The following is a 12,219-nucleotide window of genomic DNA, read 5'->3' on the forward strand; positions in this document are numbered from 1 at the left end:
TACTGAGCGATCGCAGTCTTGGCAGTTAGACAGAAAATGGGTTTGATAAGTCTGCTACCTTTTGAGATAGCCATTTATACCAACTATCTAATCCTATTCCTGTAGTTACAGAAACCTGAAAAATCTGAATTTGAGGATTTACTTGCTGAGCATATTCTATGCACTTTTGAACATCAAACTGTACATAAGGTAGTAAATCAATTTTAGTGAGAATCATCACCTCACTAGCACGGAACATGTAGGGATATTTTATCGGCTTATCTTCTCCCTCCGTCACAGAGAGAATCACAACTTTTGCCTGTTCTCCCAAATCAAATAAGGCTGGACAAACCAGATTCCCAACATTCTCAATCATCACCACTGAATTCAGCGGCGGATTCAATTTGTGTAAACCCCTGTCTATCATTGATGCATCGAGATGACAGCCTGTTCCGGTATTAATTTGGATTACTTTACAACCTGTTTCTTTAATCTTTTGAGCGTCATTAGTAGTTTCTTGGTCGCCTTCAATGACACTAATAGATAATTGATGCTTTAAATCATTAATAGTTTGAGTTAAGAGAGTTGTTTTCCCCGCGCCAGGAGAACTCATTAAATTTAATGCTAAAATATTTCGACCTTTAAACCATCCTCGATTTTGGGCTGCTAACAAGTTATTTTTGGCTAAAATATCTTGTTCCAAAGATATAGTTGTGCCATGTACTTTAGCATGAATTTGAGATGCTTCTGTGTGAGTATCGTGACTATGAGAATGGGTGATAACAGTACCATCAGATAAAGTGTGGGTATGATGGTGGTGTTCAACGTCACTTGCTTCCAAATTGGTTATTTTGGTTTCGCCATTATCGGAACAACCGCAAGTTACACACATACTTCCTCTATTTCTATTTCCTTAATTTTCAGTTCTTCACCAGCGATTAAATCTAATCGCGTGCTACCGCATTTACAGATACCAAAGGGTTTATCTAAAGGAATTTCTGCACTACATTGGCAACATCGCCCTAAGCCAGGAATTTCCCTAATTTCTAATATCGCCCCTGCTAAAACTGTGTTTTGAGTGCAAATATCAAAACAAAATTGCACAGCATCAGGCATAATAGCTGAAAGTTGACCAATTTCTAATAGAACACGTTGCACTTTTGCCCCTTTAGCGTGTTCAGCTACAATGGCTACAATATTTTGGGTAATTCCTAATTCATGCATATAAAAACTATCAATTATTAACAAATACGCGGCAGTTGTTCCCCAACTAACATATCAACAATTCGTTCTGTGCCAAAAGCTGTTTTCAACAAGACAACACCTGGAGGTGAAGGTATAACTTCGCCAATAATACAAGCATCTTTGCCTGATGGGTGGGATTTCATAGCTGATAAAACAACTTCTGCATTTTCGCCCGGTACTATTACTACTAACTTACCTTCATTTGCTAAATATAAAGGATCTAAACCTAAAATTTCACAAATCCCTTTTACTTCTTCGCGCACTGGGATAGACTGCTCATACAGACGAATTCCTACATCAGAACTGAGAGCAAATTCATTTAGAACTGTAGCTAAACCACCGCGAGTTGCATCCCGCATAGCATGAACTTTGGGACAAACATTGAGGATAGTTTTCACTAAACTATATAACGACTGACAGTCGCTTTCTATATTAGTTTCTAAGGCTAATTCGCCACGAGCAATTAAAATTGCTGCTCCATGATTACCCAATTCGCCATTAATAATTACTGCATCTCCAGGTTGAAGATTGTGAGCAGAAATAGTAATTCCTGAAGGAATGACACCAATACCAGCAGTATTAATAAATAGTTTATCAGCAGCACCACGATGTACAACTTTTGTATCACCCGTGACAATTTGCACGCCTGCTTTTTTTGCAGCTAATTTCATACTCACAGCAACCCGCCGTAGGGTTTCTACAGTTAGTCCTTCTTCTAAAATCACGCTACAAGTCAGATATAAGGGTTTAGCACCACTGACAGCTAAATCATTAATTGTGCCGTTAATAGCTAATTCTCCTATATCACCGCCGGGAAAAAATAAAGGGTCTACGACATAAGAATCTGTTGTAAAAGCTAGTCTGTCTCCCTGTTGTATGAGACTGGTTAAATCGAACGTGGCTTGGTCTTCTAATTGGGAGAGAATTGGATTATCAAAATTACTGACAAAGATATCATCAATTAAATCGCGCATAGCTTTACCACCACTGCCATGCGCGAGATTTATATGAGTATCTTGCACTTTACCTTGGCGGCGGCGGACTTGTTCTAATTTTTGAAAGAGAGGATTTTGTGCTGAATTAGTGGGATAAAGATTCATATTAAAACGTAGAGGAACGCAGAGTTTTTTTCTACGACAAATTTGCCTAAAGTTGTATTAATCCAAAGAGATACCGCAAGAAGGAAGGGGTTTTTGAGTTATAGGTATCTTTGGTTTTTCAGCTATTGTTTTCTTGGCAATATTAGATAGTCGTCCATATTTGTAGTAAGCTGCACAAGCACCTTCGGAAGATACCATACAAGTGCCAATGGGTGTTTCGGGAGTACAAGCTGTACCAAATACTTTGCATTGCCAAGGTTTTAATACGCCTTTAAGAATTTCTCCACATTGACAAGCTTTATGGTCGGCTACTTTGAGATTAGGAATGGTAAATTTAAGTTCGGCATCAAATTGGGCGTATTCGGGTCGAATTTTTAAGCCAGAATAGGGTATATCTCCCAAGCCTCGCCAATCAAAACTATCTCGCACAGCAAAAACTTTGTTCATAGCTTGAAGCGCCATTGTATTTCCAGCTTTTTGCACTATGCGGTTATATTGGTTTTCGACTTCACAACGATTTTCTATTAGCTGTTGCAACAGCATCCAAATTGATTGGAGAATATCTAAAGGTTCAAATCCTGAGATCACAATTGGCTTATGATATTGTTGGGCAATAAATTCATAAGGCTCAGTGCCAATTACCATGCTGACGTGGCCAGGGCCAACAAATCCATCTAGTTGCAAGTCGGGATTGTCTAGCAGTGCTTGAAGGGCGGGAATCACGAGGACGTGATTAGAAAACATACTAAAGTTATGAATTTTTTCGGCTGCTGCTTGCAGGATGGTGAAGGCGGTGCTGGGGGCGGTGGTTTCAAAGCCTAGGGCGAAGAAGACTACTTCTTTACTGGGGTTATCTCTAGCAATTTGCAGGCTATCTAAGGGAGAGTACACCATACGGATATCTGCGCCTGTAGCTTTGGCTTGCAGTAGGCTAGTTTTGGAACCGGGAACTCGCATGGTATCGCCAAATGTGGCCAGGATGACGTTATGATTTTGGGAGATTGCGATCGCATCATCTAACCTACCCTTTGGCATAACGCATACTGGACAACCAGGCCCATGAATTAATTCAATGGCATCGGGCAGAATTTCTTCAATACCGTACTTAAATATAGAATGGGTATGCCCACCGCATACTTCCATGATTTTGATTGGTTTTTCTAGTTGCTGGCATAATTTTGCAACTTCGCGGCGTAAGGCTTCAGCTTTTTCGGGTTCTCGGAATTCGTCAACGTATTTCATAGGGATTTAGGAATAGTAGATTTTACCTATAAATTAATTTCGCTATTTTGTAAAATATTTTTTTACGAACCGCCAAGGACGCCAAAAACGCCAAGTAAGAAGGAAAGGCGTGAGTTTGAAAATTAGTAGATTATACTTATTACAAAAGTCCTCATTCTAAACTCTTTCTCTGCGCCTCCGCGCCTCTGCGTGAGGCAAAAACATTTATCCAACAGGTCTATTATTTAATTACTAATAGTTGCTTGTGCTGCTGCTAATTCCTGAAATAATTGTAATGTTTCCGCCGCTTCTTGTTCATTAATTCGATTCATGGCAAAGCCAACATGTACTAGCACCCAATCCCCAACACAAGATTCCGGGGGATGTTGTTCGTCAACTATGCACGCAATATTTACTTGGCGCTTGACGCCACCAATGTTAACAATGGCTAATTTATGGTTAACGTTGGTAATTTCGATAATTTGTCCGGGAATTCCTAAGCACATTATTATTTTCCTTTTTTAAGGATAAACGAACCACAGAGGCACTGAGAACACAGAGAAAATAATTTATGAGAAAAAATTTTGTTAAAATATCAAGAATTAAGTCAGAATTTGAGCGGCTGTAATGACGGCTTGTCCTAGAGATATACCGCCATCATTAGTAGGAACTAAGCTGTGAGTAAGTACATTTATTCCTAATATTTTTAACCGCTTAGTAACTTGTTCTAACAATACAGTATTTTGAAATACACCTCCTGTTAGGGCTACTTGATTAATCGTATTTTCTTGACAAAGACGATTAACTATTTCTGTAATGACATTAGCTAAACTTTTATGAAATTTTGCAGCTATAACTGGTTGTGAAATTTCCTGCTGCAAGTCATTGAGTAAGGCTTGCCACATTGGACTTGGGTCTATACAATAAATACTATCTAAAAATCTAAAATTAAAAGGATAAGTTACTATTTCTTTATTATTATTTAAGCTATTGATATCGACTAATGCTTCCATTTCAATTGCTGCTTGTCCTTCATAGCTACACTCTTCAGGGCAAATACCGATAGCCGCAGCTACGGCATCGAACAACCGTCCCACTGAGGATGTTAGAGGTGAGTTAATCCCTTTTTCCATAAGCTGATTGAGTAGCTGAAGTGGCTTTTGTTTCAAAAATTGTATAATTTCTAAATCCGCATATTGTTGTTGGTGATTATCCCAAACATCAGTAGCTATTAAATGGGCATAGGTATTACGCCAAGGTTGATAAATTGTTTGTTTACCGCCAATCATTGCTACTGGTTGAAATGTTGCTAAGCGCTTAAATGTACAATAATCTGCTAATATAAATTCTCCACCCCATAGTGTATTATCTGCACCGTAACCTAATCCATCTAAAGCAATGCCTAAAACTGGAGACGAATCTAGAGGAATACCATTTTCTGCCATGCAAGCAGCAATGTGAGCATGATGATGTTGGATTGGGTAAAGTTTGATTTGATTAGCGGCTGCTAGTTTTTTGCCGAGTTTGCTTGAAAGATATTCTGGATGAATATCAATGGCTATAGCTTCTGGTTTATGCTCAAATAAATTTAAGTATAAATTTAATGTATCTTGATAAGCATTAAAAACCGCAGCATCTTCTAAATCTCCCAAATGTTGAGAAAGAATTGCTTGACCTTCACGCAACAGGCAAAAAGTATTTTTTAACTCACTACCCATTGCTAAAATTTGCGGCACGTTGTGAAATCCAGGTGGTAAATTAATCGGTGTTGGCGCGTATCCTCTAGCACGGCGAATTGTTTGTACTTTATCACCAACAACCCTGACTACTGAATCATCCACTCTATTAATAATCTCCCGATTGTGGAAGAGAAAATAATCGGCAATCGTTCCTAATTTATCTCTTGCCTCATCATTATTAATACATTGTGGTTCATCAGCAAGATTACCACTAGTTAAGACAATTGGGTGATTCATCCGCCTGAGAATTAGGTGATGCAAAGGTGTATTAGGTAGCATAAAACCGAGGGCATTTTGCACAGGTGCAACTGAAGGCGCTACCTGTTTTTTTCCTATCGTTTGCATTAAAACAATCGGTGCAGCAGTACTTACTAATAATTTTCTTTCCTTGGCGTTGACTGTACAATATTCCTCAATTACTGCTAAATCCCGCGCCATCAAAGCCAAGGGTTTATGATAGCGTCTTTTGCGCTGACGCAGTTTTTGCACTGCTGTTTCCTGTATCGCATCGCAAGCTAAATGAAAACCACCTAACCCCTTAATTGCTACAATCTGACCTTTTTGCAACAGGGTACAAACGGCATCAACATCATCTAACATGGAGAACATGGAAGCGGTAACAGGTTTACCATCAGCACGTTCTAGCCAAGCTGTAGGGCCGCAAGTGTGACAAGCTATAGGTTGAGCGTGAAAGCGACGATTTTCGACATTGTGGTATTCCTTCTCACATTCTGAACACATAGTAAACGCAGACATACTTGTATTGCATCTGTCATAAGGAATGGCACGCAGAATACTCAGGCGAGGGCCGCAATGAGTGCAATTAGTAAAAGGGTAACGATAAAAGCGGCTAAAGGGGTCGAAGATTTCTTGTTGACATTGTGGACAAGTGGCAGCATCAGGAGCAATTTCTGTTTTAATTGTGTTACTGACGCTACTAGAAATTACAAAATCATTAAAGTTAAATTCACCTTTATAAGGAGTTCGTACCAGTTGATGAATTCTAGCTAATGGCGGACATTCTTGTTGTAATTTAGCGACAAATTTTGTTAAAGCCGCTTCACTACCAGATGCCCGAATTAACACACCCTGTCCATCATTACAAACATCACCATACAACCCACAAGCTTTAGCCAAACGATATACAGTAGGGCGAAATCCCACCCCCTGAACAGTACCGTAGACTCTAATTTCTTCAATCGCCATAGTTAAACTGCCACAGCAAAACTCGATTATTTCCAGAATCAGCTACTACCGCTGTTTTGCCAACAATTTTAATTCCATAACACCAATTTAAACTATCTCGCTTTGGTAGTCCAAAGTTGCGATTTTCGCCTTTGTTTTGAAAATTTATTTGTCCTGCGATGCCTGTAGCGGGTAATGCCGAGCCATTTGCTATTGCACCCTGCAATGATAAAATTGACTCCGGTTTGCTCCATCCTAATAATCGAGAATTAGCTGTATCCGCAACTACCAACCAATCATCAGCAACTCCTACACCATAAGGCATACTCAAACTACTAGCACTAGGAAAATAAACTCCTTGATTCATTTCCACAGAATTAAAGTTTTTTTGCCCTAACACAACTGCACAAGGGGCATTATTTTCTGTTGGCATTCCTTGCCAAATCATCACGCGATTATTACCTGCATCAGCAACAACCAAATTCTCTCCCCAAAAAATGATATCGTGACACCAACGCATACTCGCTGCTGTCGGAGAACCACCACCATTTTCGTTACGAGATATCATATCTGGTTGTCCCAATACTAAATCGGCAGGTTGACCGTTTTCTGTTGGTAATTGATGCCAAATTAAAACCCGTCGATTGCCTGTATCGGCAACAAACAGCCGTCCTTGATGGTAGAAAACACCATAGGGCCAGTGCATTGTATTAGCAGATGCTATTTGGCTTCCCCTATTAGATTCATTATTAAAAAAATTATCTTGCCCTAACACCAAATCTGCTGGAACATTGCTATCTTCTGGTAAGTTGTTCCAAATCAAAACTCGATGGTTCCAAGCATCTGCTACCGCTAAACCCTCCCCACAAGCACAAATCCCAGTTGGAACACTGAGGGTTGTCTTTCCCGGTGTACCTTTAGCATTTTGTCCTTCATGATAAAAGTCTGGTTGTCCAATTACCCAATCAGCAGGTTGGTTATCTCTAGTGGGTAAATTTTGCCATCCCAATAACCGATGATGTCCTGTATCTGATACCCACAATGGCCCATCAGATAGTAAACAAGCACCACGAGGCCCAAACATTGTCGTAGAACTGGGTGCTAAAGGTATTACTAATTGGTGCGGCTCAAGAATGCTACCTAAAATCACCTTTGCGCCCTGAGATGATAGAGGTAATTGGGGAGTTACTATGTTTTTTGGTAGCAATTTTTATATAGGGTTAATTGTGTTTGGATATGTATGAGAATTATCCAATCTCATTTGCATAAATTAATGTGTATCAACGGTTGCAATTTTGTATTTAAGTTTAATATTACAGTGATTTCCACTTGAATAATTTACTTTGATAATCATAATTTAAAACAATTAGACATCGGAATTCACAGTGCTTTTAAAATCAAATAAATTGGTGTAGAATATGCGAACCCTCAAGTGCGATCGCTTAATTCCAAGCCCATTATATAATTGCTTGAGTCATAGGCGATCGCAATTTATCACCTATGCCTAAAATACTCTTAAACCCTATTTTTGCATCTGTACAAAAACATTATCACCTTTAATCTGTACTGGATAAGACTTTAAAGCAACATCGATTGCAGTTAAGCATTCACCTGTTTCTAATTTGTACTGAAATCCGTGAGAAGGACAGGTAAGAATACCATTTTCAACCTTACCCGTTTCTAAGGGATCTCCCATGTGACTACAAGCATTACGGTAACAGGTAATATTAACACCTTGACGATGTAAAATTAGTGAGTTACTAGCAAAATTTACTGCCAATATACCAGACTCAGGAACTTGATCAATAGTTGCTAATTTCACCCAAGCAGAATTTACCTGTGTAAGAAATGGACTACTTAAGCCAGAATTAGCACTATTAATACTAGGAGATTTATTGACCGCAACTACTGTAGTAATTTCGGGGCAATGTTTTTTTATTGCCTGTTCAATTCCCTGAGATAAAGTTAAAGTAGAAGCAGCACAATTACTACAAGCTCCTATTAACTGAACTTCTACTGTATCTGGTAGTTTAATTGCCACTAATTCTACATCTCCATTATGGCTTTTTAAGCCTGGGCGAATTTCCTCAAGCGCTGTCTGAACGCGTTGCGTTAATGACGGTTGTGGCGATTTTACTAGTTCATGATAAAGTAGTACTGCATACACTACTTCATCATCAACAGCATGACGCAAAGCTGACATTGATTCTTGCTTGAGGCTTTTAATCAAACGTGTCAATGCTTCTTTATGCAAAGCTTCAATTGACCTTTTTAGCCCTACTGCTACACACCGTTGGCTTTCATCCCACTCAGATATAATTGCCTCAAAGCGGTTGATTTCCTCAACCAATTCTTCAAGTTTAGTCATTGGTTATTTGTCATTGGTCATTGGTTATTTACAAAGGAGAAATGACAATTAAAAAGTCACTTCATTTTGAAATCTTTGAGGAGAAATGGCATAATCATACCTGTTACTAAACTAGATATTACTACTGGCAACCAAAAAGGAATTTCGGCTTGTGCAAGTAATACAAGTAGTAGAAAACCAATGCTCACACCAATAGCAGTCTGCTGGATAAAATATATAGGGTCACGCAGCAGCTTTCCTTTAAAAAATAACTTGGCAGAAAACCACCCAATCTCTAACATAATTCCTCCTAATAATTTGTTAACAAATTCAGTAAAAATAACCCTAATACTATGGCAGGAATTGCACCAGCCGGGGCAAATAATGCACCCAGCATTGCTGAAAACTGATAACCGATATCTTTCCCGGCTAACAGCATCCCGCCAATAGCACCGCCGACCATAGATAAAGCGGTTGCAATGATTACCCACACTAATTCAGTTTCTATGTTCAACTCTCCAGCCGCTAAGCTTGTAAGAAAATCACTCACACTAGGGTTGGTCAAAATATCTCTCATGCTGTGTTGCCTTTCTGATTAAACTTAGGAGTTATAAGTGAGAATGTAAATTTGATTCATAACTCCTAACTCATCATTTCTGCTTCTACATCTTGTAGTGCTTGAGCTACTATTTCTGCTTGTTCCATCTGTTGGTGTTGTGTGAATATCTCCCAAGCTTCTTGATAGTAAGTATGCGCTTGCAAGAGATTATTAGAGTTACTACTTTCGGGCTTTTCTGGGTCGTCGGGTAAGTTGAATAAAGCGTTAGCTTTGTTGGAAATTGTGTTAGCGTACTCTATGGGTGTATCTTTGGGGTTACGCACTTTTAACGCTTCATTGTAAGCTGCGATCGCCCGCAAATTATTCTCCAGAGGATGAGAACTAACTAAATATTGCAAAGCGTTACCTAAATTGTTTTGCAACATCGCATATTCTCTAGGATGGTCAATCAGATTAATATGCTTTAGCGCCACCTCAAATGATTGCACTGCTAACCCCTGACGCAAGTATTCACGTTCCGACGCCAAAGGCATAGAAAGGTATGCGATCGCAATATTGTTGTATAAAATCGCGTATTCCTGCGGATAATCCTGCCAAGTAAACACCCGCAAAGCCTCATGATAAGCTTGGATGCTGTCCGTTATCCGCGCCAAATTGAAGGGTACAAGCGACTGCAACACCAACCCTAAATTCATCTGTGCCTCTGCCACTTCTTCTGGCAAAGCTAACTGTTGTAAAGTCGGTAGCGCCTCTTCATAACCTACTTTCGCTTGCAGTAACAATTCAGTTCCCACATCCGGTATTGCCTGTAACGTCCCTGCCATTCCCACCTGGGCGCGGGCCTTCAGCAGGGTATACTCCTCACCACACATCTCATAAGCCCGGTAATATAAGGAAACTGCATTACGCAAGTCTTGGGCAGTTTTGGGCTTCTTTTGAAAGCCCTGTGCGATCTCGATCAGCATTTGGATTTTTTCCTCCATCGTTGCTGACTCCGATGCAATGGCGGCGATCGCAGCCTTCACTGCTGAATCTGTAATGCTGGGGGTCATAACTGCCGTACTCTAGCCAATTGGGAAATTGAGTCTTTCAACGCCCATGAAAGATCAAGACACGCTTTACGCGTCCAATCACAGGGCATACAGATTTACGCAGGCTTTGAGTCCTTTAGGCGGAATTCCCCTTTTTTGAAACTAGGGACTTTGGACTAGGAAAAAGGGGGAAAGGTTAAAGGTTAAAGGGCAAAGAACGGGATGGTTCTTCCCTTTCACCAATTCCTAATCCCTAATACCCAGTATCCAATATCCAGTCTCTTTGAATTCAATCAATTTTTTTACTATAAAACACCCTATTTATAAAATTCTATGGGGAAAATGCCAATATTAATGTCAGCTTTAAACACCTTATATTCTTATAATATTTTTTGTATCAACATATAACATAATTCAAATTTTTCTTGTTGATATATTGACATTTAATAAATAGATTATTTACCTATCTGTCATCAAAATCTAACTATTGACCTATATACTACACTCACATTTATTTGAAATTTAATGTTTTTAAATTAAAGCTACGGTCTTCCCCGTATATAGCTTACATACTTAAATTGAATACTTAATAACTATAAAAATATTGTTGTTGGTCTATATATTATTCATGTTTTTTTTGAAAAGTCTGTTATCCATATAACCTTTTAATTAAATCTTTATTAGATTATATTTTTGCCTAATGATAATTTTTTATTTAGGAAAGATAATAGAATAAAAAAATACCCTATTTTGGAAAATAAATATTGATAAACAGGTGAGACTCTACAAACCTGATCACCTACATCATGCATGGTAAACGATAGAAAAACAGATAGCCGATGACTAATGTACTATGGCTGCAAGGTGGTGCTTGTTCAGGCAACACCATGTCATTTCTCAACGCCGAAGAACCGACAGTCTGCGATTTAATTGCCGACTTTGGCATTAACCTACTTTGGCATCCATCTTTAGGAGTGGAACTGGGCAACAACTTGCAAACGCTGCTGTGGGATTGTATTTCTGGCACAATTCCCTTAGATATCTTGGTATTTGAAGGCAGCGTTGTCAACGCCCCCAACGGCAGCGGCGAATGGAATCGGTTTGCCGATCGCCCCATGAAAGACTGGCTAGCAGACCTCTCCAAAGCTGCTAGTTTTATCGTAGCCGTGGGAGACTGTGCCACATGGGGAGGAATTCCCGCCATGTCACCCAACCCCAGCGAGTCAGAAGGCTTGCAATTTCTTAAGCGTCAGGAAGGCGGCTTTCTAGGTAAAGACTTCTTATCGCAAGCTGGATTACCCGTAATTAATATACCTGGGTGTCCTGCCCATCCCGACTGGATAACGCAGATATTAGTTGCGATCGCCACAGGACGTATAGCCGACATTGCTTTCGATGAACTGCATCGTCCTCAAACCTTCTTCAATACCTATACTCAAACAGGTTGTACCCGCAACGTCCACTTTGCCTACAAAGCATCAACCGCCGAATTTGGTCAACGCAAAGGCTGTCTATTCTACGACTTAGGTTGTCGCGGCCCCATGACCCATTCATCCTGCAACCGCATCTTATGGAATCGCGTCTCCTCCAAAACCCGCGCCGGCATGCCCTGTTTAGGTTGCACAGAACCAGAATTTCCCTTCTTTGACCTCAAACCAGGAACCGTATTTAAAACCCAAACCGTCATGGGAGTTCCCAAAGAATTACCACCAGGAGTCAACAAAAAAGACTACGCCTTACTCACAATGGTAGCCAAAGACGCAGCACCACCTTGGGCAGAAGAAGACTTTTTTACAGTTTAGTTCGTAGTAAG

General features: G+C 39.7%; 12 protein-coding genes. 1 reads left to right on the forward strand and 11 read right to left on the reverse strand.

All coding sequences use genetic code 11. The features are described 5' to 3' along the window. Window positions 1–25: 25 nt before the first annotated feature. From hypB to HCR01_RS06255, 11 genes are all read right to left on the reverse strand, one after another. Window positions 26–871, reverse strand: coding sequence for a hydrogenase nickel incorporation protein HypB (gene hypB / locus HCR01_RS06205; RefSeq protein ID WP_193195378.1), 846 nt, complete (start codon window positions 869–871; stop codon window positions 26–28). After that, complete coding sequence (gene hypA, locus HCR01_RS06210) at window positions 862–1,203, reverse strand: hydrogenase maturation nickel metallochaperone HypA (protein WP_193195379.1); 342 nt, start codon at window positions 1,201–1,203, stop codon at window positions 862–864. Before hypA ends, hypB begins: the two co-directional genes overlap by 10 nt. Window positions 1,204–1,220: 17 nt before the next feature. Continuing rightward, the gene (gene hypE, locus HCR01_RS06215) at window positions 1,221–2,324 is read right to left on the reverse strand and encodes a hydrogenase expression/formation protein HypE (protein WP_193195380.1); all 1,104 of its coding nucleotides are present in this window, start codon (window positions 2,322–2,324) and stop codon (window positions 1,221–1,223) included. A gap of 57 nt (window positions 2,325–2,381) precedes the next feature. Then, window positions 2,382–3,566 carry a hydrogenase formation protein HypD gene (gene hypD / locus HCR01_RS06220; protein WP_193195381.1) on the reverse strand — a complete coding sequence of 395 codons (1,185 nt, stop codon included), beginning with the start codon at window positions 3,564–3,566 and terminating at the stop codon, window positions 2,382–2,384. 224 nt (window positions 3,567–3,790) lie between these two features. Then, window positions 3,791–4,051 carry a HypC/HybG/HupF family hydrogenase formation chaperone gene (locus HCR01_RS06225; RefSeq protein ID WP_193195382.1) on the reverse strand — a complete coding sequence of 87 codons (261 nt, stop codon included), beginning with the start codon at window positions 4,049–4,051 and terminating at the stop codon, window positions 3,791–3,793. Between the two features lie 96 nt (window positions 4,052–4,147). Beyond that, a complete protein-coding gene (gene hypF, locus HCR01_RS06230) occupies window positions 4,148–6,490 on the reverse strand; it encodes a carbamoyltransferase HypF (protein WP_193195383.1) in 2,343 nt (780 codons plus the stop codon). Further along, entirely contained in the window at window positions 6,480–7,676 is a 1,197-nt protein-coding gene (locus HCR01_RS06235; protein WP_226889161.1) for a hypothetical protein, read from the reverse strand. The genes hypF and HCR01_RS06235 overlap by 11 nt, the downstream gene beginning before the upstream one ends. 315 nt (window positions 7,677–7,991) lie before the next feature. After that, a complete protein-coding gene (locus tag HCR01_RS06240) occupies window positions 7,992–8,837 on the reverse strand; it encodes a NifU family protein (RefSeq protein WP_193195384.1) in 846 nt (281 codons plus the stop codon). Between the two features lie 56 nt (window positions 8,838–8,893). Next, a complete protein-coding gene (locus HCR01_RS06245) occupies window positions 8,894–9,118 on the reverse strand; it encodes a hypothetical protein (RefSeq protein WP_193195385.1) in 225 nt (74 codons plus the stop codon). 8 nt (window positions 9,119–9,126) lie between these two features. Further along, the gene (locus tag HCR01_RS06250; RefSeq protein ID WP_193195386.1) at window positions 9,127–9,393 is read right to left on the reverse strand and encodes a hypothetical protein; all 267 of its coding nucleotides are present in this window, start codon (window positions 9,391–9,393) and stop codon (window positions 9,127–9,129) included. A gap of 65 nt (window positions 9,394–9,458) precedes the next feature. Then, window positions 9,459–10,427: a hypothetical protein gene (locus tag HCR01_RS06255; protein ID WP_193195387.1), complete on the reverse strand. Its 969-nt coding sequence runs from the start codon at window positions 10,425–10,427 to the stop codon at window positions 9,459–9,461. A gap of 818 nt (window positions 10,428–11,245) precedes the next feature. On the opposite strand from HCR01_RS06255, the gene HCR01_RS06260 reads away from it, so the two are divergent. Next, a complete protein-coding gene (locus tag HCR01_RS06260) occupies window positions 11,246–12,208 on the forward strand; it encodes a hydrogenase small subunit (protein WP_193195388.1) in 963 nt (320 codons plus the stop codon). Window positions 12,209–12,219: the final 11 nt, after the last annotated feature.

Origin of the sequence: Nostoc sp. MG11 (assembly GCF_014904695.1) — a bacterium.
Classification (GTDB): domain Bacteria; phylum Cyanobacteriota; class Cyanobacteriia; order Cyanobacteriales; family Nostocaceae; genus Komarekiella.

Bases quoted from the DNA above. Each gene is read 5' to 3' on its own strand.
- HCR01_RS06255 (WP_193195387.1), bottom strand. From the start codon at position 10,427: ATGACCCCCAGCATTACAGATTCAGCAGTGAAGGCTGCGATCGCCGCC.
- hypE (WP_193195380.1), bottom strand. From the start codon at position 2,324: ATGAATCTTTATCCCACTAATTCAGCACAAAATCCTCTCTTTCAAAAA.
- HCR01_RS06245 (WP_193195385.1), bottom strand. From the start codon at position 9,118: ATGTTAGAGATTGGGTGGTTTTCTGCCAAGTTATTTTTTAAAGGAAAG.
- HCR01_RS06260 (WP_193195388.1), top strand. From the start codon at position 11,246: ATGACTAATGTACTATGGCTGCAAGGTGGTGCTTGTTCAGGCAACACC.
- hypA (WP_193195379.1), bottom strand. From the start codon at position 1,203: ATGCATGAATTAGGAATTACCCAAAATATTGTAGCCATTGTAGCTGAA.
- hypD (WP_193195381.1), bottom strand. From the start codon at position 3,566: ATGAAATACGTTGACGAATTCCGAGAACCCGAAAAAGCTGAAGCCTTA.
- hypF (WP_193195383.1), bottom strand. From the start codon at position 6,490: ATGGCGATTGAAGAAATTAGAGTCTACGGTACTGTTCAGGGGGTGGGA.
- HCR01_RS06225 (WP_193195382.1), bottom strand. From the start codon at position 4,051: ATGTGCTTAGGAATTCCCGGACAAATTATCGAAATTACCAACGTTAAC.
- HCR01_RS06250 (WP_193195386.1), bottom strand. From the start codon at position 9,393: ATGAGAGATATTTTGACCAACCCTAGTGTGAGTGATTTTCTTACAAGC.
- HCR01_RS06240 (WP_193195384.1), bottom strand. From the start codon at position 8,837: ATGACTAAACTTGAAGAATTGGTTGAGGAAATCAACCGCTTTGAGGCA.
- hypB (WP_193195378.1), bottom strand. From the start codon at position 871: ATGTGTGTAACTTGCGGTTGTTCCGATAATGGCGAAACCAAAATAACC.